Origin of the sequence: Wolbachia endosymbiont (group A) of Epistrophe grossularia (assembly GCF_947251435.1) — a bacterium.
Taxonomy (GTDB): Bacteria; Pseudomonadota; Alphaproteobacteria; order Rickettsiales; family Anaplasmataceae; genus Wolbachia; species Wolbachia pipientis.
The window spans coordinates 999,706-1,022,550 of sequence record NZ_OX366363.1; the positions used below are offsets into that span (position 1 = coordinate 999,706).

Consider the following 22,845-nt stretch of genomic DNA (forward strand, 5'->3'; position numbering starts at 1 on the left):
GAATTGCTAAAAATTAAAAAATTCGAATTTCCTTTTTACAAAATTTGCTACTAAATTTAACGCAAATAACACCAATAATAAAGCTATAATTGCGATAGCAGCAAGTTCAACAAATGCAATTTCAGGATTGCTTGACCATATGTATATTTGCACAGGTAGAACAGTTGCCGGATCGAAAAAGGACGTAGGTGTATCAGCAATAAATGCCACCATACCCATCATAAGTAAAGGAGAAGATTCACCTAAAATCCTTGCAATTGCAAGCACAGTACCATGTATTATTCTTGGTAACGCAATCGGTAAAGAGTGATCTAATATCACCTTGATGTGAGGTGCACCGAGCGCAAACGCTGCATCTTTTATCGTAATAGGAACATTCGCAAAGGCATTTTTTGTTGCAATTATAATATTAGGTAACATCATAAATGAAAGAGTCATTCCACCAACAAGTGGTGAAGAGCGTGGTAGCCCAAATATGCCAAGATAGAGAGTTAAGCCCACTACACCAAATATTATTGAAGGCACTGCAGCAAGATTATTTATGCTAATTTCTACAATATTAGTCATTAGCCTATTTTTAGGCATAAATTCGTAAAGACAGATGCCCGACATAATTCCTATTGGTAATGCTAATGCTAGGCACACTATAATTGTCATTAATGAACCGATAAACGCTCCTAAAATCCCTGCATTTTCAGGTTCACGAGAGTCAGATTTAAGGAATAAAGACTTATTAAAAAATTTTTTCACTCTCCTCTTTTCTTTTAGCCAATCAAGTAATTTAGCATAACGATCATTCAAATATTTATCTTTATTTATTGAATTAATTATACTTGACGCGGTAAACCAGATCTCATATTCACCACTATCTTTTACTTTCTTACGAAAAAATTTCTCTAGTTCTTTGTAAGAATTACGACTTAAAATTTCGTCACCGTCTTTAAAATCAGTTCCTCCAAACACCTTACGTAAAGAATCGTTGAGTAAGCCAATGGACTTATACCGCAAATCACTAGGATTACTCGCCAAAGCAAGATCAGCATTTATTTCAACTGGCAATAAAATTTTCGTTACTGTTAAGGCACTGTAAGAGTTAACTAATATACTCAACAATATACACACAGGACAGCCAAGTGAGATAACTAGTGCCGTGAAAGAACAAAAGCGTAGCGCTCTGTTCTTTTTATTTTTCCTTTTTATACGAGCATGTACACGCCTTGACTGAAGTAATTTAAGGAATTTTTTCTTTATACTCATTTACTTTTCTTTACACGAGGATTTGAAAAAACTTTCCCCTTTTTTGTCATGCAAGTAGCTGACACTGGGATCCAGCAGGCTTTGCCTGCAAATAATTTTTACATTTTCCATGAAAGCACAAACCAAAAGGAGAATAATGAATGCTGGATCCCAGTGTCGAAGCACTGGGATGACACCACAGCGGGAGGCAAACACAATGTTCGTACAGTTGTGTGTCACGCACTGGGATGACAAGAGAGAGTTCTGAGATGACACAATTGACATCACTCCCTATTGTATCTACTTAGATTTCTTTTTAACATAAGTAGTACGCTCTTTGATCCTTGCAGCTTTTCCAAATAGTTTGCACAGATAATACAGTTTTGCTCTACGAACCTTTCCTTTTCTTGTCACTTGCACTGAAACCAGTGCAGGAGAATAAACAAAAAACTGAGACACTATACTTTCTCCATGGCTCACTTTTCTGACTGCAAAAGAAGAATGTAACCCGCGGTTCCTTTTTGATATACATACACCTTCAAATATCTGTATACGTTCACTTGTACCGTCAACTACTTTAAAAGTGACCTTCAAATCATCGCCAGGACGAAATTCTGGTATTTCTTTAGCTAACACTTGCATTTGCTGTTCGTTAAATTTTTTAAGTAAATTTGTCATTTATCTCTCCATTCAATAATTCAGGCCTACGCCTTTTTGTTATAACATGAGACTGCTTCTGCCTCCAATCACTTATTTTTTTGTGATTGCCAGATAACAAAACCTCAGGTACTTTATATCCCTTCCACTGCTCAGGTCTAGTATATTGAGGATATTCAAGTACACCACCACCATAATTAAAACTTTCTTCAGTAATACTATCGGTATTATTTACTACACCTGGAAGAAGTCTAATGCATGCATCAAGAACCACCATTGCAGCTGGCTCACCTCCTGAAAGTATATAATCTCCAATACTTAACTCATAAGGAGTATACGCATCAATTATCCTTTGGTCAATACCTTCAAATCGACCACACAATATTGTTATATGAGGAAACTCTAATAATTCTCTGGCAATATTCTGATTAAACTTAGTTCCAGATGGAGTCATGTAAATAAACTTAGTGTTTTTATGAACAGAGAGCATACTATCTACTGCATCACCAACTACATCAGAACGCATAACCATTCCTGCTCCACCTCCATATGGAACATCATCCACAGTTGAATGTTTATCTTTCGCAAAAGAACGAATATTTATTACTTCAAGGTTCCATATTTTTTTTTCTAACGCTTTTCCGGCAAGAGAATAGTTCAAAAACCCGGGGAACATTTCTGGAAATATGGTTAATATTGTAACATTGAATGCCATTAAGGTTTATTTTAAGTTATTTGGGGCTATACTCTAAGAACAGTAAATTGATATAATATATAGTTAAATTAAGCATGTCACTGAATAAAACGATATACGAAGGTAAAGCGAAAGCCATTATTGAAACTGAAGACTCATCAACTGTTATACAGCACTTTAAAGATGATGTTACAGCATTCAATAAGGAAAAATATGAAATTATTGAGAGCAAAGGAATAATTAATAATCATGTTAGTGCTTTTATCATGGAAAAGCTTGAGAAAGCAGGAATTAGCACACACTTTATAAAAACTCTGAATGAAAGAGAGCAGCTAGTCAAAAAACTCAAAATCATACCTCTTGAAGTAGTAGTGAGGAATGTTGCAGCTGGCAGCTTTTGCAAACGTTTTAATATCAAAGAAGGTGAGAGGCTTGCATCTCCTATAATCGAGTTTTTTTACAAAAATGATGACCTAGCCGACCCAATGGTAAATGAAAATCACATACTGTATTTTGATTGGCTATCTAGCAAAGAAATGGATGAAGTAAAAACTACAACTTTAAAGATCAACGAAATCCTAATTGATTTATTCTCAAATGCAGGCATAGATCTAGTTGACCTTAAATTGGAATTTGGCAGATTGATAAATGACAGTACTAAAATCATTTTAGCCGATGAAATCAGCCCTGATAACTGCAGGTTATGGGATAAAAATACTTATAAAAAGCTAGATAAAGACGTCTTTCGTTTGAATTTAGGCAACTTGAAAAAAGCATACTTAGAAGTTGCGGAAAGATTGTCAGTAGAGTTAGGTTAACTAAATACTACTCTATCAAGTGGAGGGTTACATGCCTCATCAAGTTTTCCAATAATTTCAATTTTTTCTCCACGTTTTTGGAAATGATTTTTCACGTTTTGCATATTCTCAGAACTTACGATCAATACCATACCAATACCACAATTAAATGTTTTTAGCATTTCTTTCTTCTCTATTTTACCCTCCTTTGTTAGCCATAAAAATATATCTGGCCATTTCCAGGAATTAATGTCTATGTTTGCAAATAAGTTTTTTGGAAGAATTCGCGGAATATTGTCTACCAAACCACCACCCGTGATGTGCGCAATACCTTTTACTTGTGACATGATAGGCAACAAAGAATCAACATATATTTTTGTTGGTTCAAGTAGTATTTCATTCCAAGATTTATTATTCCATAGAGATGTATCGTTATAATTTATACCTAAGCTTTTGAAAACATGGCGCACTAAAGAAAACCCATTTGAGTGAATTCCACTTGACTCTAAGCCAACTATATAATCACCTGCTTTCATCATACTACAGTTTGGAAGAATTTGCTTTCGATCAACTACACCAACCACAAACCCTGCAAGGTCATAGTGATTATTACCATACATTCCAGGCATTTCTGCAGTTTCCCCACCAACCAATGCTATTTTAGCTTGCTTGCACCCCTCTGCAATGCCCTTAACCACAGATAATAAAACATCTTTGGTCAAAACGCCTGTTGCAAAGTAATCAAGGAAAAACAAAGGCGTTGCTCCTTGTGCAAGTAAGTCATTTACACACATTGCAACTAAATCTATACCTATAGTATCATGTTTATTCACTTCTTGAGCTATCAACAGTTTCGTACCTACTCCATCAGTTGAGGAAACGAGTACTGGATGGTCATACTTCCTACTTAGTGCAGCAAAATCAAATAACGCAGAAAATGAACCTATTTCGCTGATTACTTCTTCTCTAGTAGTTTCTTGAGCAATAGGCTTGACTTCTTTTATTAACTTATTATATAGTTCAATATCTATTCCTGATCTGGTATAAGTATTCATAATCCTTTTATAAATTTTAAAATTGTTAATACTATATTAATGCCTTGATATAAAAAGTGCAACGAAACTTTCTCTTAATTGACTATTATATACTTACCAATATAGGGTAACTTAAATCATTTATAATTATCCAATGAACGAAAATACCAAAAACATACTGTTAATAACGGAACTGCTATCAGGACGGCTGCTTCATGACTTTGCTAACTCTATGAATGGAATAACGTTTGGCGTAGAAGAGCTTGAAGTAATAGATAAGAATGATGCTGATGCGCAGAAGGAAGCGTTGTTGTTTCTTAAAGAAAGCTCCGATGATTTAATATATAAACATAAAGTTATGAAGCAGGCATATTCTTCTTCAATGGATAATTATAGCTTTGATAAGACCAAATCTAATATCGAAAATTATTTATTAAAAAAAAAGTAAAGCTTACGTGGAAAATAGACGCATACTCTGCAAAAAATAAGGAAGATTTAATTGAAAAGATAAATAAGATAATTTCCAATATGGTGCTAACTATAGCCAGTGCAGTGGCGGAAGTCGAACTAGTATCTGTTTTACTGAGTCAAACAGAAGATAAAATGCTATTAACTATAAAAATTCTAAATGAACACAAACCAATAAGCAAATCATTAGTAGACAAATTAATCAAAAAAAATGACACTAATTTAAATACAAAAGATATTAATATCTATATGACCTCTTTATTATTAGAGTACTATAACACTGAAATGCATTATACTTGCGAAAATAATTTGCTGGAAATAGGTTTAACTATAACTTGAGTTGCATATTTGGTTATTACAACTTTTTCTTCGTGTCAAGGCATTCCCCGACAAGGGGTACCAAATCTAATTTTTGTAATCACTTAAGTCTAGTACTATTTTATTAATGTAGCGCTCATTTGCATCTTTGATGATAAACTTCATACCATTTTTATATTTAATGACTTCATCTACAGAAGGCACTTTACCAGCAATCGAAAGAATCAAACCACCAAGTGTAACATAATCTTCTTCAGGGTCACGTAATTCTATTTTTAGATCCTCTTCTATATCTTTTATAAGAGCCCTTGCTGATACTTCAAACTTATTTTGAGACAATTCAGTAATGGTATATTCTGAATTTATTTCGTTTTCACTATCAATGTTTGGTATTAGTTCCTCTATAAGATCAGTCATTGAAATTAAACCATCAGTTCCACCATATTCATCCAATACGATAGCTAAGCATGATTTAGAAGAGTTCATCCTAACAAAAAGATTAGTTGTCTTCATCGAGGGTGGAACAAATATTACGCTTTGTATAATATGTTTCAGATTGAAATTTTTATCCCTATTAAAAATAACATCTTTTACATAAAAAAAGCCTATTACGTTATCAAAGTTATTTTTATAAATTGGTATTTTAGTGTGGCAAGTGTTTTTTATCTTCTTTATTATTTCACGCTCGCTTGACTCAATGTCTACTGCGCATATCTCTGTACGTGGAGTCATTATATCCATTATACCACAATCGCGGAATTTTAATAGACCATTAAATATATTAAGGTCTGGCAGATCTTTCATTAATGCCTCAGTCGCACACTTTTTCAACACAGAAGCTTTTTTGAAAAGGAAGAGAAAAATTCTATATGCTATTTTTTCTACTAAGGTTCTTTTTTTACTCAATTTATTCCCTGTAATGGCAAAAACGTTTTCAGATTAGATTTATCAAGAAAACTGTTATTAAATGTTTAATAAGCATGTGAATAATGTCAAATTAATTTGTGAATTATTTGTTGATATAAAATACCAACAATTGATCAACAACTTTTTCAACAACATATACATAGTTGTGTAACAATGCATGATGGTAAAGTATTTTCCATAAAAGAAAATTACTAACACTCTAAACACCTTACTTATACACATAAATCATAACAGAAAATCAATAATATACGAAAGTTACTCACATATTTATCCACAAGTTGAATAACGCCAATTTTTACTGAATTTTAAGTTAGTAACAAGTTATTGATAGAACTATTATTACTACTATACTTTAATATACAAAAGAATAAATAGAATAGATTGGAAAGCAGCAAAACAACAATAGCGAGAATTATTAAGAGAAATGAGCCAGGTGGAAGAGTGCCTATCTGGCTAATGCGTCAGGCTGGCAGGTCTCTTCCTGAGTACCGCAAAGCAGTAGAAAATATGAATAATTTTATGGAGATATGCTACAACACAGATTTAGTGACAGAATTGACGTTACAGCCGGTGACAAGATTTGACATGGATGCGGCGATAATTTTTTCAGACATTTTAATAATAGCTGATGTTTTGGGTTGTGACGTGAATTTCGTACGCGGTGTAGGTCCAATAATAAAACCCGTGGAAAGTCCTAAGGAATTGAAGGGTCCACAAGAAATTGAAACTAAAACCTTACCAATTCTAAACGCTATAAAAAAAGTCAGAAGCCAATTACCAAAAGAAAAATCTCTCATAGGATTTGCTGGTGGACCATGGACAGTAGCCTCATACATCATAGAAGGTGGGAGCAGCAAAACTTTTTCCAAAGTATTAAATTTTTATCCTTCGTGTTTGAAGGAAATAATTGAACGAATAACGGAAGTAACGATTATTTATCTAATTAAACAGATAGAATTTGGAGCAGATGTTATTCAGCTATTTGACAGTAATGCTGGTGCGTTATCGGAACCATTGTTTAAAGAATATGTTATCGAACCAACAAAGAGAATTATCTTGGCAATAAAGGATAGATTTTCTGATTTTCCAATAATAGGTTTTCCAAGGTCTGCTGGAAATCTTTATAAAGATTACTGCGAACAAACAGGTGTATCTGCAGTAAGTATAGATTATAATGTTCCAATAAAATGGGCGAAAGCGAATCTAAACATCCCTCTACAAGGAAACCTTGATCCTAATCTTTTAGCCTATAATAAAACGGAAGCAATCAAAGAAGCAAAACGTATAATAGATTGCTTTAGAGATTTACCCTTCATATTTAATCTCGGACATGGAGTACTCCCTGATACTCCAGTTGAAAATATTGCTGCGTTGGTAAACCTGGTAAAAAGCTACTAATACAATACACAAAATTCCTAGCTTTTTTGTTGTACGGGGTTTATCATTTAAATTTAGCTTCAGTAAAATATGTCAGACCTTGCAAAAAGAATGTTCCTAATAAAACCATCACCTACGATTGCTGTAACTGATAAGGCAAATAAGTTGAAAAATGAAGGAAAAAAGATCTGTGTTTTAGCTGCAGGAGAACCGGATTTTGATACTCCAGATCATATAAAAAAAGCAGCTATTCAAGCAATAAGTGAAGGTAAGACTAAATATACTGCTGTTGATGGAACGCGTGAGCTGAAAGAAGCAATAATTAATAAGTTAAGAAAGGATAATAACCTCGAGTACACGCTTAACCAAATCTGTGTTGGTACAGGTGCTAAGCAGGTGTTATTCAATTTGTTCATGGCAACAATTAACTCTGGAGATGAAGTTATTATTCCAGCTCCTTATTGGGTTTCATATGTTGATATGGTAAGTCTTTTTGGCGGCTTGCCAGTTGTAGTAGAATGCAAACAAAATTTTAAACTGACAGCGGAATTATTGAAAAGCAGGATAACTAAAAAAACTAAATGGTTAATTCTTAACTCACCGAACAACCCTGCAGGAGCTGTGTACACATGTGATGAATTGAAAGACATAGCACAAATATTGCTTGAATATCCACATATGAATGTCGTTACAGATGATATTTATGAGCATATAATATACGACGAAAAGTTTTTTACTATCGCTCAGGTTGAGCCGAAGCTTTATGATAGAGTTTTTGTAGTCAATGGAGTATCAAAAGCCTATGCAATGACAGGCTGGAGAATAGGGTATATTGCAGGTAGAAGTGATGTGGTAAAAGCTATCTCTACGCTGCAGTCTCAAAGCACTTCTAATCCAAATTCGATAGCACAAGCAGCAGCAGCAGCAGCATTAAACGGTGATCATAGTTTTTTGAAAGAAAGAACAAGGATTTTTAAGAGTCGTAGAGATTTTATGGTGAAAGAGCTAAATTCTGCCCCGGGATTATCAGCGTCTGTTCCACAAGGTGCGTTTTATTTATTTGTCTCATGTGAAGGATTGCTCAGTAAAAGCACAAAAAGTGGTAAGATAATAAATAATGATTTAGATTTTACTGAATACTTACTGGGAGATCATTTGGTTGCTGTGGTTCCAGGAATTGCATTTGGTCTAGAAAATTTTATCAGAATTTCTTATGCAACCTCTCAGGAACAATTAGAAATTGGATGTGATAGTATTACTAAAGCGTGCCAGGAGTTAAAATGAAATAGACTATCCATAAGTTGTATATTTTGCCATACTTCGCCAAGGTTATTTTGAATGTTCTAACTTGTGTTTTTCTATGGAAGGCATTTTTATTGATTGAGCAAGTGTCTTTCTAATATTGAATTCCTCATTTTTTTCATTTTGTTGCAGTAAGTTAATGTTATTTATTTTATTTACTAAATCTTTCCCCTTTTCCAGAGTCTTTAAATCACTTTCGTTAATGTGATGTTCATTGTAAAATTCTGCAACAATTTCTTTTCTTTTCGGATAAGTATTTAAAAATTCCGACACCTGATGTTTAGCAACAGCTTGAATAAATTTCTTATTAAATCTTGAATCGTTATATAGATCTTCTAAATTTTCATCGTAGTGTTTTGCTTCATTTACAGCAAGCTTTATTATCTCTTCTATACCACTTAGAAGTTTCCTATACAATTTGTCGTATCTATTGCCTAGCACGTGTGTAGCGAATGTTTGTTCAATGTATTTTGTTATGTAATTTTGCAGCGTATTATCTATCGTGCTTATATTCATCAGCCTGCTTTAATATTATATTAACTATTTTACACATAAAAAGGTTAATATTGAATTAATAGAATACTTCTGAAGTCAAATTTTACTGAAAATTATGGTATTTAAGATATAATTGTCAGCATGAAATAAAAACATAAATAAAATGGATCTTGTAACAAAAGTAAAGCTCAAGATAAAGATGAATAAGGGTAAAATCATAAATATACTTATCATTTGTGGTGTAATTTTTTTCATATACCTTATTCATGAGCCAGTTGTAGATATGGTAGAAAAAATTATAAGTAAAATAAAAGGTCTCTTTTAAAAATAGAAAAAGTGAACTTTTTCTATCATCCAAACTTGAACCTGGAAAATTTAGTTAATGCATAAACTACTTATGTTGGCTATGAGTTCAACTGTATAAAATTCCGGTAAATTAAAATAAGTATTCATAAAAATATTGTTTTCTATAAACAGAGTATCTATAATGCCAGCTTTGGGGTAAAGTATTGCAGAGGAATTTTTTAATCTGGTTGTTGGCGTCACTGTTTTATGCATACCAATATATATTACGCGTAATTCCAAATATTATAATTCCTGAATTGGTAGTAAGGTTTAATATAGGAACAACAGAAATAGGACAATTTTGTGGACTGTATTATGTAGGTTATGTGTTAGCACATATTCCTGTAGGTATTCTTTTAGATAGATTTGGTTCTAAAGTTGTTATACCGATTTGTATTGCATTAACATCTTTAGGTGCTTTACCTTTAGTCAGTTCTAATGATTGGAGTTATTCTATTATTGGAAGAATAATTACTGGTATTGGATCCTCTGCTTCAGTACTTGGACTCTTTAAAATAATAAGAATCTATTACCATAGAGAAAAATTTGCCATGATGTTCAGCATATCGGTTATTATTGGCATTTCAGGTGGTGTATTTGCCACCAAACCATTACATGTCTTACTTGATAAGTTTGGGTGGGATTATTTATTTACTGTGTGTATAATGCTTGGATTATTGCTTGCTTTAACTACCTTTATATCTATACCTAAAGTTGGCACCTCAGACGAAGAATTAAATATTAAAAATTTAAGCAAAGTTATATTTAATAAAGATATTTTATTGATAGGTTTGTTTGGCGGTTTTATGGTTGGACCATTAGAAGGCTTTGCAGATGCGTGGTCCGCAACATTCTTGCATGAGATGTACGCTATAGATAGACACATTGCATATAGCATTTCAAAATGGATACTAATAGGCTTTGGCTTTGGGCATTTATTACTTCCTTACATATTAGCAAAAAATCCAACCAAGCACTATGGAATAATAATTTCTTGTGCTATGGCCATGATAATTGTGTTCTTATTACTTTTTATATGCAATATTAGTGAACTCCTGGCATGTATATTACTATTCATTATTGGTCTTGCTTCTGCATACCAAATTGTTTTTACTGCTAAAGTTGTAAGTTGTGTAAAAAACGAAGCAGTAGCAAGTGCAGGATCTGTAGATAATTCCATAGTTATGAGTTTTGGTTATTTTTTTCACGTCATTATTGCAAATATAATGAATTTTTATTGGAACGGTGAAATTATCGATGGAAAGCCATTTTATGGAACTGATGTAATGGTTAAGTCTATGTTAATAATACCTATATGCCTACTAATAGGAATGATAGGCTTTTGGTTACTTAAAGTTATAAGCTGTAAAAAGAGCTAAGCAGATTTAGATGATTAATATAGTATTGTTTTTTATAACTAAAGTATCTATAATCCTAAATTTTAGCTGAGATTCATGTTGCAGAGGAATTTTTTAATCTGGTTGTTGACGTCACTGTTTTATGCATACCAATATATATTACGCGTAATTCCAAACATAATTGCGCCTGAATTAATAACAAAATTTAACATAAGTATTGCAGATGTTGGCCAGTTTGGTGGGTTATACTATGTAGGCTATACGCTAGCTCATATACCTATTGGTCTTTTCCTTGATAGATTTGGACCAAAGTTTGTTTTACCTGCTTGTACCGTTTTGACATTTACCGGAACACTACCGCTTATATGCTTTGATGAGTGGAGTTATTCAATAATTGGAAGAATAATTGTGGGAATTGGGTCATCCGCTTCGGCAATTGGAATCTTTAAAGTTGCAAGCATGTATTTTGCGCAAGAAAAATCAGCAAGAATGGCCAGCTTATCTATAATTATAGGAATTTTGGGAGGGATATGTGGCGGGTTACCTTTAGACTTCTTACTCGATAAATTTGGCTGGAATTATGTTATCTATACATTCTCAGCATTTGGGTGTTTACTTGCTCTGTTGCTGTTCTTAGTAACGCCTGAAAGCAATGCTCAACAGGAAAAAGTTAGCATTAGAGACTTAAAAAACATACTTTTCAACAAGCATATTATTCTAATTAGCTTTTTTGGTGGACTCATGGTCGGTCCAATGCAAGGTTTTGCCGATGGTTGGGTGAAAGCATTCTTTTTTGAAGTATATAAAATGAATGAAGACTTGGCATCTTCTCTCTCTTCCGTAATATTGATAGGAATGTTAACAGGATCATTCTCTTTGGCTTATTTATTGGAAAAATATAAAGATAAGCATTATGAAGTAATAATTGCATGCTCATTTGCAATGATCGCTAGTTTTCTTTTGCTTTTTACTCAGATTGGTGGCTTGTATGTTGTATTACCTACGCTTTTTATTATTGGCTTCACATCTGGATATCAGGTGGTTACCATTTACAAAGCGATAAGTTATGTAAATAATAACTTAGTAGGCCTGGCTACAGCTGTGTCAAACATGATAGTTATGGTTTTTGGCTATTTTTTTCACACTGGGATCGCAAAAATAGTAGATTTGTGTTGGGATAGAACAATAATACAAGGAAATCCTGTGTATGGTGCTGAATTGCTGATAAAAGCAACATCAGTTATTCCTGTATGTTTGCTGGTGGCTGTTTTTGGGCTCTTATGGTTAAAAAATAAAGATTTTAGAGAAGTTGATTGTAATAAGTAGATAATTTATCGAAGGCTCGTATGATAAAATCGTTAGATGTACTAATTTAAGGTTCTTGTTATTATGAAATATAATACTTTATTTTACTTTGATATTTTTGTTTTAATTGTAATTGGGTTTTATTAGGTGGTAGGTATGTCGAAAAGTAATTTTTTTGTATGGTTGATAGTATCTCTTTTCTATGCGTACCAGTATGTGTTACGTGTCATGCCAAACATAATTGCGCCTGTATTAATAACAAAATTTAATATAAGCATTGCAGATTTAGGGCAATTTAATGGTCTCTACTATGTGGGATTTACACTAGTTCATATCCCTGTTGGTCTTTGTTTTGATAGATTCGGTCCAAAAATTGTTTTACCTATTTGTGCTGTCTTGGTATCTATTGGAACATTACCTCTTGTGTGCTTTGATGAGTGGTATTATTCAGTATTAGGTAGAATAATTGTTGGGATTGGCTCGTCTGCGTCAGCAATAGGAGTATTTAAAGTTGCCAGTATGTATTTTTCGCGAGAAAAATCAGCAAAAATGGCAAGCATATCTGTTATTATAGGGCTATTAGGGGCAATATATGGTGGTCTACCAATAGAACTTTTGCTTGATGAGTTTGGTTGGAATTACGTAATTTATATTCTTTCAGGGTTTGGTTTCTTACTCGCTTTATCTTTATTTTTAGTTATTCCTTACAATGCTTACGACTTTCGAAAAGAAAAAATTAGCATGAAGGATCTAAAAACTGTGCTTTTCAATAAATATATCATTCTAATTAGTTTTTTTGGTGGCTTAATGGTAGGTCCACTAGAAGGTTTTGCTGATGCTTGGACAAAAGCTTTTTTATGTGAGGTATATCAAATGGCCGGTGATCTAGCGTCTTCAATTTCTTCTGTTATATATGTAGGATTTGCAGCTGGATTGCTCTCTTTTGCTCACATATTAGAAAAATACCCAAATAGACATTATGAAGTTATTATTGTCTGTTCCTTTGCAATGATTGCTAGTTTCCTTTTACTTTTTACACGGGCTGGCGGATTGTATATTGTATTGCCTGCACTTCTTGTTATAGGTTTCGCTTCTGGATATCAAATAGTAACACTGTACAAAGCATTAAGTTATGTAAATAATAACTTAATAGGATTAACTACAGCTGTATCAAATATGATAGTTATGGTTTTTGGCTACCTCTTTCACACTGGAATTGCGAAGGTAATAGGTTCTTATTGGGATAAAGCGATTATACATGGAAGTCCTATTTATAGTGCTGAATTGCTGATAAAAGCAACATCTATTATTCCTGTATGTTTGCTAATAGCTGTTTTTGGGCTCTTATGGTTAAAAAAGCAGGACAAGCAGTCTTAAAATTGCTTGTGCATCTTAAAATTAAAGCGAGGTTTGATCTATGATGAGTGTTTTAAAGAAAATCTGTGGCTCTAAAAATAGTTTAAAGTCTTTTGATAACGAGGTTTATCAGTTTATAGAAAAAGAATTACAACGCCAAAAATCACAATTGCAATTAATTGCATCAGAAAATTTTGCAAGCAAAGCGGTAATGGAGGCACAAGGCTCTTTTCTGACTAATAAATACGCAGAAGGTTATCCAGGCAGAAGATATTACTGTGGTTGTGAGCATGTGGACAAAGTTGAAAGTCTGGCTATAGAAAGACTTTGTAAGTTGTTTGGTGTAAAATTTGCAAATGTTCAGCCTCACTCTGGTTCTCAGGCAAATCAAGCCGTGTTTGCTTCACTGCTTACTCCAGGTGATACAATACTTGGATTGTCACTGAGTTGCGGTGGGCACCTAACTCATGGTGCGGCGCCAAGCCTTTCTGGTAAATGGTTTAAGTCGATTCAATATACAGTAAATAAAGACACTTATCTGCTCAATATGGATGAGATAGAAAAGCTGGCGCTGGAGCATAAACCGAAATTGATCATAGCTGGTGCTTCTGCTTATCCAAGAAAAATGGACTTCAAACGCTTTCGCGAGATTGCAGATAAAGTTGGTGCTTATTTGCTTGCAGACATTGCTCACTATGCAGGGCTTATTGCAGCGGGCGAATATCCATCCCCTGCTGAATATGCACATGTTATGACTTCCACGACTCACAAAACTTTGCGTGGTCCTCGTGGTGGAATAGTGATGACCAATGATGAAGCATTACACAAAAAAATTCAATCCGCAGTTTTTCCAGGATTGCAGGGCGGGCCACTTATGCATGTGATAGCTGCAAAAGCTGTTGCATTTAAAGAAGCATTAGCACCAGAGTTTAAGACTTATAGCAAGAAAGTCGTGGAAAATGCGAAAGTGCTGGCTCAAGAATTGCAAAAGCATGGACTTGACATTATAACCGGTGGCACTGACTCTCATATAGTGCTAGTTGACTTAAGATCGCAGAAATTAACTGGAAAAGACGTTGTAGATAGCCTTGAGAGAGCCGGTATTACCTGTAATAAAAACTCTGTACCATTTGATACAGCAAAGCCGACCATCACTTCAGGGCTCCGTTTTGGCACCGCTGCTGAGACAACACGCGGACTTGAGGCAGAAAATTTTAAGGAGATAGCTGATCTAATAAATGAAGTGGTTCAGGGATTAATCAGCGAAAATAGCTCAGATGTTGAAAAAGCAGTAAAAACTAAAGTTGAAAGGATTTGTAGTAATTTTCCTATTTATTAATTTATGTGGAAGTAGCCCGCAGAAACGAAAAACTTGCTTGACAAACTCCGCCAGCGCCCTTATCATGAAACTGAAGCTATTTATTTATCTTCGCAATCTGCAGATTAAAACGACAAAGGGAACTTTGTATTTGGCGTAAATCATGCTTAATTTTTTGCACTATGTGCACCTCATGTCTTTATAAAACTTCTGGGTTTCTACCTATACAAGCCGAAACGCGCTTATAAAGCGTTTAAGACATCAAAAGACGTCAAATAGAACAAGGGAGAATTTGAATACTAGCTACCCTAGGTTTTCTTTGCCTTTTTTTCTGCTTAGTAAATTTCTTAAACATTTAAACTAAAGTGAGTTGCACTTAAAAGCAGCTAAACTGCAGTGTTTAAGACTTAAAAAACGCCAATACTGAAAATAAACAATGACTGGGGCTTCTTTTGCCTTTTTTTCGTTTGGTAAATTTCTTAATGTTTGTAGCTAACATGAACAAACATTTGAGAGTAACTTCTGCTAGTAGGGTGTCATCCCAGTGCTTGACACTGCTCTCCTTTGTCATCCCAGTGCCCAGACACTGGGATCCAGGAATTTTATTAAGTTGGTAAGCATAAAAGTAGCCGTTTTATGTTAAAATACAACATTTTAATGATTATGAAAAGGCTGGATTCCAGCGTCATGCGCTGGAATGACATTGTAGGGTGTTATCCGAGTCCTTTTTCCGTCATCCGAGGACCATATGACGTCATCCAAGTAGCGTGACTACTTGGATCTAAGCTGTATTACCAAGTCCAATTAAGTGCAGCATCATCACTTGTTGGAGGCTCAAAATACGGTTGTGACATTTCCTCTTGCACAGCTCTTTTAAATTCTGGACTTTGTATGCTTATCTTTGTTACATGCTCTTGTAAGACTTTCTCAGCAGCTATTTCAGCAGCTGTTGGACTTTTACCATCTTCTCCTTTAGGACCAGTATCCCCTTTCTCTCCTTTTAGCCCTTGAGCTCCATCTTCTCCTTTAGGACCAGTACCCCCTTTCTCTCCTTTTAGCCCGGTGTCTCCTTTATCTCCTTTTAGCCCTTGAGCTCCATCTTTACCATCTTCTCCTTTAGGACCAGTATCCCCTTTCTCTCCTTTTAGCCCGGTGTCTCCTTTATCTCCTTTTAGCCCTTGAGCTCCATCTTCTCCTTTAGGACCAGTACCCCCTTTCTCTCCTTTTAGCCCGGTGTCTCCTTTATCTCCTTTTGGGCCTTCTAGACCTTGAGCTCCATCTTCTCCTTTAGGACCAGTATCCCCTTTCTCTCCTTTTAGCCCGGTGTCTCCTTTATCTCCTTTTAGCCCTTGAGCTCCATCTTTACCATCTTCTCCTTTAGGACCAGTATCCCCTTTCTCTCCTTTTAGCCCGGTGTCTCCTTTATCTCCTTTTAGCCCTTGAGCTCCATCTTTACCATCTTCTCCTTTAGGACCAGTATCCCCTTTCTCTCCTTTTAGCCCGGTGTCTCCTTTATCTCCTTTTAGCCCTTTATCTCCATTTGCTCCTTTTAGCCCTTTACTTACTAAGAACTCCTTTACTGTTTGGTTATTTTGACCATCATACTTTGCTTTATCTGGACTATCAAGAAAGTTTCCTAATGTATCTACTAGAACTGATTCTTTATTATCTTTTGTACTAAGTAAACTTCCCAGAGCTGTTGATAGACCAGTTATTTTGTGCTCTGTTATTTGACCACCATTTGGTGTATATCCCACTTTAAGATCATTTGTGGTTATATCCAAAGTATATTCATTACCCGTATTATCTGCCAAAGTTACAAGTTTGACTTCTGCCAGAGTTGCTGCTGCTGTTCCTGCAGCACTTTCAAATTTTAAACTAGCCGGCATATCACACTCCATTAATTACAAAAACCATAGCATGCATGAAAATAGTATAATTTTTGTTAATGCTAGATTTTACATAAGATTTCCTTGAAACTTGTTGTTTCAGAATTCTTCTCTTGTCATTCAAGTGTGTAGCAGATGATGTCATTCCAGTCTGGAATCCAGCCTTTATTATGCAGCCACTTATTTAAAGTTAAGTTTTCTGGATCCCAGTGGGCTTTGTTGCATCGCACTTCGGATAGTAGGTAACGCACAATAAATTTATGAAGCTATCTCAAATTTAGCCATACCAATATCAGTGAACTTATTGAGCAAATAGCATTTAACAAGTAGTTCCTTCTCTCTATTTGTCTCAGATTTATTCCTAAAACTAAACCCGAATGTTTGTTTCAGTCGCGAGAAAAAACTTTCTATATAAGATCTTTTTCCATAACTCATCTCTTTTTTCCACTTCTTTATACCATCTTCATCATATGACTTTATGAGCTTGACTGCAGAATTTCTCTTAGCCATATAGTCTAACTTTGGATGCTCTGCTGCGTTGTTTTTCGGAGGAATTTTCGTTTTTATACCATATTGATTACACAGCTTATAGAGCTTTTCTCTGTCATATGCCCTATCTGCATATAGTACTTTTATGACATACTGAAAATCGACTTCTTTTAGCAAATCACAAGCTCCATAGTGATCAGAGTAGACACCGTTACTGTATTTTACAGCTATGGCTTTTTTGCTGTTTGTATTCAACATTACATGCAATTTTCTTGTCTGTTCATAGCTGCGATACTTTCTATCTTCGCTATTTTCTTTGCTATGACCAGGAGTGTTGTTGTATATACTAATTCCTGTACTGTCTATAGCAATTTCGATATCTTCCATATTATTTTTATCAATTCTGCAATCATTGATCTTAATATTGAGTTTCTTAAACCTTCTTGATGATTGTGAATAGCTGATAACTTGCAAATTTTTCCCAATTTGCTCAAGGTATCCTGCTATAAACCCAACTGTTTGCCTCAGGCCTATTCTAAATAAACAAGTTATTATGTGCACCAAAATTACAACTTTATCGCTATAAATATTGTTGCCACCTGGTATTTTTGGACCATTCTCGTACCACTTTTCTATGGCTTCGTTGATATAATGAAAAATATTTCCTCTTTTTTCTAGAAATTTGTTATATTCGCTATGGTTACTGACCCTCATTTTTTGTGGCATATTTTTTCTTTCAAGGTTAAATGGCTATTTTATAATGAATTTTGTCAGTAGCCACCAGATTTTTTCAGTTGCTATGCAACAAAGCCATCCCAGTGTCTGGGCACTGGGATGACACCGAAGGGGCTACTCGGATCTGTCATTCCAGGGCGTGACGCTGGTTTCCATCCAAGACGGCAGTGCTTGACACTGGAATGACAAGAAGAGGGCACTGCCCTCCTTGTATGTATTAGATATAGGCCGAGTTGTGGTCGTGATAAATGTGATCGCTTGCGCAATCGAACATTTTCACAAAACCATTCTCTAGATAAAGATTATATTCGTGATGTTGATCTGATAATACAATATTATCTTGCTCCCCTGAATTGAAATGACTTGAATCTGACAGCAATTCGTAATTTGGATTATCTATTTTACTAATGCTGTTTATTACTTTGCCATTACCACTTGATATAGCTAAACTATAACTATCACCATCCTTCATTATCTTGATGGACACCTTATCTTCAGGTAACACTATAAGCTTTTTCGTATCACTATCGTGGATTACGAATTTGCCTTTTTCAAAATAGTATTTGTCTTCCGGCAAAGCACCAACCTTGTATTCTGATGTGTGCAGTTTGTTCCAAAAATCTAACACAGATTGCTTTTCTGCTCCTTCCGCTCTATCATATAAGGCTTTTACATCATTATAATCTATCGTTACATTTGCCTTGTGCTTTCCTTCTGAGTCCTGCTCGTAGCTCTTTTCTATTTTTAGAATTGTGTCTTTTAATACTACCTGTTCTTGCTCTTTCTCCTCCACTGAAGCTGACCTTTTTGCCCTTGTTGGAATTTGTGGCTGATCAGACTGCATTTCACTATTGTCGTTTGATGCAGTTTTCTCTTCAGCAGCTTGTGCAATAACATTAGTAGTATTGTGACTCATGTTAACTTCTGTCTTAGTTTCACTTACTTGCCCTTTTGAACTTTCGGTTTTTGTATATATTCTCTGATAGTCCGTGTAGCCTCTATTAGTATCACCGATATCGCCACTGCCTTGATCAAAAGTTATTTTTTTACTTCCATTTCCCATATCTTCAATTTCAACTTGAGGGGAAACAGATGCTAGGAAATCGTTATAACTGTAGTTGTAGTCAGCAGAAAAGAATATTTTTCCTTTAAAATTGTGAAAGTTATTAGACAACATTCCAATTTCTTCATCACCATCAAACAATTTTACTTTAGTGAAATATGTTTGATCTTTTATTCTAACTATTTCACCACTAGAGTTTCTTTGTATGTGGTAATCATTTGGGTCGTGCTTTATAGCAAAAAGTTTGCCAGAGCCATATTTCTCTAAGTTTATAAGGCCCACATTTACATGTTTATGAGAATAATCTCTCTTTTCATATTCATGTGCAAATATTGGATCTATGTATCTATATTCGTCTGATATATTTGGCATACCTACTGGATGTTCATTCCCATCTTTCGTCACCGGAACAAGCTTATATGCTCCATCTTTTTCCACTAATTTTAGGTGAGTAATACTTTGTGGTAGTTGAAACCTTACATTTGCTCCATGGTCATGAATAAATAGATCACCTTTTTCGGTAATATAAAAGCCCATATTTTTAAATTCATGTAAGCGCTCGTCTCCTTGCTTTACAACCGCTTCGTACACATCATCGTCTGTTCTATCTGTTCCCTTATTATCCAATAATTTTCCTTTTTCCACGATTACTCCATTTGCCTTTTGCTCATCGGAATATTGAGCATGTTCTGAATCCTGATGATTCAAAATTTTGGTACCTCTAAGGAGCAGAGAATCTAAATCTTTTTGAATATGTCCAGTGCTAGGATGCAACAATTCATTTTCATGTAAATGCGCTTCATCAAAGTATTCATCGCGTTCAACTGTTCTGCCATCTATTAGGGAAGCTTTATAATGACCATTTTCTTTTGTAACTGGCATGTAAGCACCACCTTCGTATGAAACATTTAAGTTGTGCAATATATCCTCAAAAACGAAAGTTTCTTTAGTTTGGCCTTCAACTTGCTTAAAAAATCCTGATTCGCTCAATAATTCTCCAAGCTTTGTATTTCCGTCATATATAGACAGTGCACCCATATCTCCTTGACCATGAGCTTGCATAGAAAAAATCTTACCTTCTTGTAGATCAATATGAGTACCTCTGATTAAGTTTGGATCGATATTGACCAGCCCATCTAATATTTTTGCTGCTTGGGAATTATTTTCAATCTTATCAACAGCTTTGTTTTTTAGTTGATCAAACTTTAAAAATGCTGGTCTGTATTTTGTATTTTCCTCATTACGTAACTCTTCAATAGTAATCTCTCCTTTATGATATTTTTGATACATTTCACCACGTTCTTTATTCAAATTATCAAATTCATCTACCTGATTCTTAACTTCTGTATCATATTTTGATAGTACCCTTAAAGCCTGATTTTTATACTCTTGACTGTTTCGATATTCATTACCTTGTTGGTCAGAGTAAGTTAGTTTATCCTGTCCATCGGAAGTTTTTACTACCTTGAGGAAATGATATTCCTTTGATATATCAAGTGTATCATTTGTTGCCCTATTTATAGCACGAGCAACATCATAAAATGCAACGTGTTCTACAGGAGAAAAACTTCCAACGTTTTCTCCATCCATTTTTTCTATATTTGCTTTATAGTAGGATACGTTTTTAATTTCTCCACCCACTATTTCTTGACCAATTGCTATGAAATCTCCTTTTGTAACTTGCAAAGCGTTGAGATGTTCCATTGCAGTTTCTGTATCATTCTCAGCAAGCCAACTTTTGAAGTCAGTATCGTGTCCTTTTATGTCTTTCAAGAAACTTTTTGACTCATCTGAGTTACCTTGACGTAAAGCATCTAGGTAGTCTCTTAATAAACTAGGATCTTTTTCCTGTAAGTACATTATCAACGCATGACCTGTTTTATAAACCAAGCTATTTGCTTCGCTGTCCTTTGAGTATTCTAAACTTAAAATTTTATCTAAATCCAAATTTGCAGCTTCAGTTTTGTCGATACTTGATCCTTGAGAATTGAATTTATGATCTGAATGATGCTCAAAGTAGTCTGCAATTCCTTCCATTAATACTGTAGGTAAAGATTTGCCTCCTGTAGCCAAGTAAGTTAAACCATGTGCAAATTCATGCTGAAGGTTATGAACGCCACCTTGCTGGTAGACGTACATTTCAGCAAAAACGTCAGCTTTCCCTTTGTAGTAACATTTACCACCTTCGTCTCCAAGGTAAGAACCGAAACGCTCGCTTCCGCCAAGGTGAGTGTAATCATCCTTGTCATCAAACATGTAAATTTTAAATGTTTGTTCTGAACTGCCGCGTTCTAACTCGAATGCGTTTTTAAAATTAGTAGCTGTTTCTCTTATCTCACTTTCAATGTTAGCAACTTTACTTGCTCTTAAATTGTGAGAATAAACCTCTACTTTAATATTTATAGCTCTTCTCATAATAGTCAGAACAAATCATAAAAAAGCAGAATCAACAGCTTGACGGAAAGACTGAAAAATAGGGATATTTTTTCTAGCTCTGTTCTTTATAGCAAACCAATGATGCTCAATTTCGTTAAAGTCTGGAGAATATGGAGGAAGATAAAGAATTTCAGCACCTACTCCTTTAGCAAGATCATCGATTTTTTTAGATTTATGGAAAGCAGCGTTATCAAGAATTACAGTTTGGCCAGACCTTAAAATTGGAGTCAAAAACTGCTCAAACCAAGCCTCAAAAACATCCTTGTTGCAGTATCCCTCAAAGGTCAATGGAGCAATGATTTTCTTTTTATTTAGAGCTGCAATCATACTGACACGCTGAGTTTTTTTACCTGATTTTAGTGAATGAAACCTCTCTCCTTTTCTGCAATATCCGTATGGGTAGTCTTCTGTATTGTCTATCCCAGATTCGTCAATATATACAAGATTTTCAGGATATTTTGTTGCTATAACCTTTGCAAATTGAGCTCGCTTTTCTTCATTTCTTTCTTTATATCCGTAGGTCTTTTTTTCTTGTAAAGCCAATATTTTTAAGTGCGCGGTGAATCGTTTGTCGACTGATATTGCCCCAGAGTTTAGCCATCTCTGACTGAGTTTTGCCGCCATGGTTTTTTGCAAATTCGGTGAAGACATTCCAGTCGGTAATTTTATGGTTATATCCTACGCTTCCAGGCTTTTTTGACTGAAAATCTCCTGTTTCCTCACGCCTTTTCTGCCACTCATATAAAGTCGTTTTTCCAATTTTAAATCTCTTGGCAACAGTTGCTCTACTTTCTCCCTCATCCAATGCTTCCATTGCTTTTTTCCTTAAGTCATAACTATACGCTGCTGGCATACAAACCCCACTACCATAAATCCATATCTTACCTTATTTGGATTATTATGAGAAGAGCTATAAATCTTCAACTTCTATAACATGTGGCGAATTAAACCCTTTGCCGTTATTGTTGAAATATTCTGCTTTAGTTATATTTTTATTTACTTGTTGACTAATTGTCATAATTTTAACCTCTAATTTGCTGATCTTTCAATATCAAGCATAAAGTAATTTCCCTAAAAAAAACGTAAATCCCTGTATTAATATAATTTATATCTTAATAAATAAAGTATAGATAATTAACTTAATATGTAAAATTTAGAATATGGCTGAAATTCTATACAGCTATATTCCGGAATCACATTGGACAAGGACAAAAGCAAAGTGGTTTATTGACTTTCATTCCACCAA

General features: G+C 34.6%; 23 protein-coding genes. 11 read left to right on the plus strand and 12 right to left on the minus strand.

What is annotated here, in order from left to right:
- Nucleotides 1-6 precede the first annotated feature (6 nt).
- A complete protein-coding gene (gene pstA, locus OPR28_RS04865; RefSeq protein WP_007549491.1) occupies nt 7-1,257 on the minus strand; it encodes a phosphate ABC transporter permease PstA in 1,251 nt (416 codons plus the stop codon).
- Nucleotides 1,258-1,305: 48 nt separating this feature from the next.
- Between pstA and OPR28_RS04870 the strand changes: the two genes are divergently transcribed.
- Entirely contained in the window at nt 1,306-1,488 is a 183-nt protein-coding gene (locus OPR28_RS04870; RefSeq protein WP_236514378.1) for a hypothetical protein, read from the plus strand.
- A gap of 48 nt (nt 1,489-1,536) precedes the next feature.
- On the opposite strand, the gene rplS is transcribed toward OPR28_RS04870, so the two are convergent.
- Together rplS and trmD are read right to left on the minus strand one after the other, a co-directional pair.
- Nucleotides 1,537-1,914: a 50S ribosomal protein L19 gene (gene rplS / locus OPR28_RS04875; protein WP_006279489.1), complete on the minus strand. Its 378-nt coding sequence runs from the start codon at nt 1,912-1,914 to the stop codon at nt 1,537-1,539.
- Nucleotides 1,898-2,608, minus strand: coding sequence for a tRNA (guanosine(37)-N1)-methyltransferase TrmD (gene trmD, locus OPR28_RS04880; protein ID WP_265023613.1), 711 nt, complete (start codon nt 2,606-2,608; stop codon nt 1,898-1,900). Before trmD ends, rplS begins: the two co-directional genes overlap by 17 nt.
- A 74-nt stretch (nt 2,609-2,682) precedes the next feature.
- Between trmD and purC the strand changes: the two genes are divergently transcribed.
- Nucleotides 2,683-3,405 carry a phosphoribosylaminoimidazolesuccinocarboxamide synthase gene (purC, locus tag OPR28_RS04885; protein WP_006279491.1) on the plus strand — a complete coding sequence of 241 codons (723 nt, stop codon included), beginning with the start codon at nt 2,683-2,685 and terminating at the stop codon, nt 3,403-3,405.
- On the opposite strand, the gene purM is transcribed toward purC, so the two are convergent.
- On the minus strand, nt 3,402-4,439 hold the full coding sequence (gene purM / locus OPR28_RS04890; protein WP_265023614.1) for a phosphoribosylformylglycinamidine cyclo-ligase: 1,038 nt from the start codon (nt 4,437-4,439) through the stop codon (nt 3,402-3,404). The genes purC and purM overlap by 4 nt on opposite strands.
- Nucleotides 4,440-4,572: 133 nt before the next feature.
- On the opposite strand from purM, the gene OPR28_RS04895 reads away from it, so the two are divergent.
- Both OPR28_RS04895 and OPR28_RS04900 read left to right on the plus strand, forming a co-directional pair.
- The gene (locus tag OPR28_RS04895) at nt 4,573-4,866 is read left to right on the plus strand and encodes a hypothetical protein (protein WP_006280049.1); all 294 of its coding nucleotides are present in this window, start codon (nt 4,573-4,575) and stop codon (nt 4,864-4,866) included.
- Between the two features lie 14 nt (nt 4,867-4,880).
- On the plus strand, nt 4,881-5,225 hold the full coding sequence (locus OPR28_RS04900; protein WP_233395610.1) for a hypothetical protein: 345 nt from the start codon (nt 4,881-4,883) through the stop codon (nt 5,223-5,225).
- Nucleotides 5,226-5,291: 66 nt separating this feature from the next.
- Here OPR28_RS04900 and OPR28_RS04905 read toward each other — a convergent pair whose 3' ends face one another.
- Nucleotides 5,292-6,110: a transporter associated domain-containing protein gene (locus OPR28_RS04905; protein WP_007549273.1), complete on the minus strand. Its 819-nt coding sequence runs from the start codon at nt 6,108-6,110 to the stop codon at nt 5,292-5,294.
- 402 nt (nt 6,111-6,512) lie between these two features.
- Here OPR28_RS04905 and hemE point away from each other — a divergent pair, with 402 nt between their 5' ends.
- Both hemE and OPR28_RS04915 read left to right on the plus strand, forming a co-directional pair.
- Nucleotides 6,513-7,529 (plus strand): uroporphyrinogen decarboxylase, encoded by a 1,017-nt coding sequence (hemE, locus tag OPR28_RS04910; protein ID WP_265023615.1) that lies wholly within the window; start codon nt 6,513-6,515, stop codon nt 7,527-7,529.
- A gap of 69 nt (nt 7,530-7,598) precedes the next feature.
- A complete protein-coding gene (locus OPR28_RS04915; protein ID WP_012673336.1) occupies nt 7,599-8,792 on the plus strand; it encodes a pyridoxal phosphate-dependent aminotransferase in 1,194 nt (397 codons plus the stop codon).
- 45 nt (nt 8,793-8,837) lie between these two features.
- Here OPR28_RS04915 and OPR28_RS04920 read toward each other — a convergent pair whose 3' ends face one another.
- On the minus strand, nt 8,838-9,326 hold the full coding sequence (locus OPR28_RS04920) for a hypothetical protein (RefSeq protein ID WP_006280043.1): 489 nt from the start codon (nt 9,324-9,326) through the stop codon (nt 8,838-8,840).
- 488 nt (nt 9,327-9,814) lie between these two features.
- Here OPR28_RS04920 and OPR28_RS04925 point away from each other — a divergent pair, with 488 nt between their 5' ends.
- From OPR28_RS04925 to OPR28_RS04945, 5 genes are all read left to right on the plus strand, one after another.
- Entirely contained in the window at nt 9,815-11,029 is a 1,215-nt protein-coding gene (locus tag OPR28_RS04925; protein ID WP_265023616.1) for an MFS transporter, read from the plus strand.
- Between the two features lie 75 nt (nt 11,030-11,104).
- Nucleotides 11,105-12,334 (plus strand): MFS transporter, encoded by a 1,230-nt coding sequence (locus OPR28_RS04930; RefSeq protein ID WP_265023617.1) that lies wholly within the window; start codon nt 11,105-11,107, stop codon nt 12,332-12,334.
- 135 nt (nt 12,335-12,469) lie between these two features.
- Nucleotides 12,470-13,690, plus strand: coding sequence for an MFS transporter (locus OPR28_RS04935; RefSeq protein ID WP_253303566.1), 1,221 nt, complete (start codon nt 12,470-12,472; stop codon nt 13,688-13,690).
- 40 nt (nt 13,691-13,730) lie between these two features.
- On the plus strand, nt 13,731-15,008 hold the full coding sequence (gene glyA, locus OPR28_RS04940) for a serine hydroxymethyltransferase (RefSeq protein ID WP_265023618.1): 1,278 nt from the start codon (nt 13,731-13,733) through the stop codon (nt 15,006-15,008).
- A gap of 461 nt (nt 15,009-15,469) precedes the next feature.
- Nucleotides 15,470-15,604 (plus strand): hypothetical protein, encoded by a 135-nt coding sequence (locus OPR28_RS04945; protein ID WP_265023619.1) that lies wholly within the window; start codon nt 15,470-15,472, stop codon nt 15,602-15,604.
- Between the two features lie 174 nt (nt 15,605-15,778).
- Here the strand turns inward: OPR28_RS04945 and OPR28_RS04950 are convergent, their stop codons facing one another.
- The 6 genes from OPR28_RS04950 to OPR28_RS04975 all read right to left on the minus strand — a co-directional run bounded on the left by OPR28_RS04950 (nt 15,779) and on the right by OPR28_RS04975 (nt 22,452).
- Entirely contained in the window at nt 15,779-16,876 is a 1,098-nt protein-coding gene (locus OPR28_RS04950; protein WP_265023620.1) for a collagen-like domain-containing protein, read from the minus strand.
- A 116-nt stretch (nt 16,877-16,992) separates the two neighbouring features.
- Nucleotides 16,993-17,127 (minus strand): hypothetical protein, encoded by a 135-nt coding sequence (locus OPR28_RS04955; RefSeq protein ID WP_265023621.1) that lies wholly within the window; start codon nt 17,125-17,127, stop codon nt 16,993-16,995.
- A gap of 7 nt (nt 17,128-17,134) precedes the next feature.
- Entirely contained in the window at nt 17,135-18,091 is a 957-nt protein-coding gene (locus tag OPR28_RS04960) for an IS5 family transposase (protein WP_265023622.1), read from the minus strand.
- A 71-nt stretch (nt 18,092-18,162) separates the two neighbouring features.
- Complete coding sequence (locus tag OPR28_RS04965) at nt 18,163-18,300, minus strand: hypothetical protein (protein WP_265023623.1); 138 nt, start codon at nt 18,298-18,300, stop codon at nt 18,163-18,165.
- A 17-nt stretch (nt 18,301-18,317) separates the two neighbouring features.
- A complete protein-coding gene (locus tag OPR28_RS04970) occupies nt 18,318-21,578 on the minus strand; it encodes a peptidase M2 (RefSeq protein ID WP_265023624.1) in 3,261 nt (1,086 codons plus the stop codon).
- Nucleotides 21,579-21,593: 15 nt separating this feature from the next.
- A protein-coding gene (locus OPR28_RS04975) for an IS630 family transposase (RefSeq protein ID WP_265023237.1) occupies nt 21,594-22,452 on the minus strand; the annotation gives its coding sequence in 2 pieces (ribosomal slippage) (nt 21,594-22,128 and nt 22,127-22,452; 861 coding nt in all).
- Nucleotides 22,453-22,845: the final 393 nt, after the last annotated feature.

What these genes read in the sequence shown, in the direction of transcription:
- trmD (WP_265023613.1), bottom strand. Translation starts at nt 2,608, where the DNA reads ATGGCATTCAATGTTACAATATTAACCATATTTCCAGAAATGTTCCCC.
- OPR28_RS04950 (WP_265023620.1), bottom strand. Translation starts at nt 16,876, where the DNA reads ATGCCGGCTAGTTTAAAATTTGAAAGTGCTGCAGGAACAGCAGCAGCA.
- rplS (WP_006279489.1), bottom strand. Translation starts at nt 1,914, where the DNA reads ATGACAAATTTACTTAAAAAATTTAACGAACAGCAAATGCAAGTGTTA.
- OPR28_RS04930 (WP_265023617.1), top strand. Translation starts at nt 11,105, where the DNA reads ATGTTGCAGAGGAATTTTTTAATCTGGTTGTTGACGTCACTGTTTTAT.
- pstA (WP_007549491.1), bottom strand. Translation starts at nt 1,257, where the DNA reads ATGAGTATAAAGAAAAAATTCCTTAAATTACTTCAGTCAAGGCGTGTA.
- OPR28_RS04920 (WP_006280043.1), bottom strand. Translation starts at nt 9,326, where the DNA reads ATGAATATAAGCACGATAGATAATACGCTGCAAAATTACATAACAAAA.
- OPR28_RS04945 (WP_265023619.1), top strand. Translation starts at nt 15,470, where the DNA reads ATGTTTGTAGCTAACATGAACAAACATTTGAGAGTAACTTCTGCTAGT.
- OPR28_RS04895 (WP_006280049.1), top strand. Translation starts at nt 4,573, where the DNA reads ATGAACGAAAATACCAAAAACATACTGTTAATAACGGAACTGCTATCA.
- OPR28_RS04960 (WP_265023622.1), bottom strand. Translation starts at nt 18,091, where the DNA reads ATGCCACAAAAAATGAGGGTCAGTAACCATAGCGAATATAACAAATTT.
- purC (WP_006279491.1), top strand. Translation starts at nt 2,683, where the DNA reads ATGTCACTGAATAAAACGATATACGAAGGTAAAGCGAAAGCCATTATT.
- glyA (WP_265023618.1), top strand. Translation starts at nt 13,731, where the DNA reads ATGATGAGTGTTTTAAAGAAAATCTGTGGCTCTAAAAATAGTTTAAAG.
- OPR28_RS04935 (WP_253303566.1), top strand. Translation starts at nt 12,470, where the DNA reads ATGTCGAAAAGTAATTTTTTTGTATGGTTGATAGTATCTCTTTTCTAT.
- OPR28_RS04970 (WP_265023624.1), bottom strand. Translation starts at nt 21,578, where the DNA reads ATGAGAAGAGCTATAAATATTAAAGTAGAGGTTTATTCTCACAATTTA.
- OPR28_RS04870 (WP_236514378.1), top strand. Translation starts at nt 1,306, where the DNA reads ATGCAAGTAGCTGACACTGGGATCCAGCAGGCTTTGCCTGCAAATAAT.
- purM (WP_265023614.1), bottom strand. Translation starts at nt 4,439, where the DNA reads ATGAATACTTATACCAGATCAGGAATAGATATTGAACTATATAATAAG.
- OPR28_RS04915 (WP_012673336.1), top strand. Translation starts at nt 7,599, where the DNA reads ATGTCAGACCTTGCAAAAAGAATGTTCCTAATAAAACCATCACCTACG.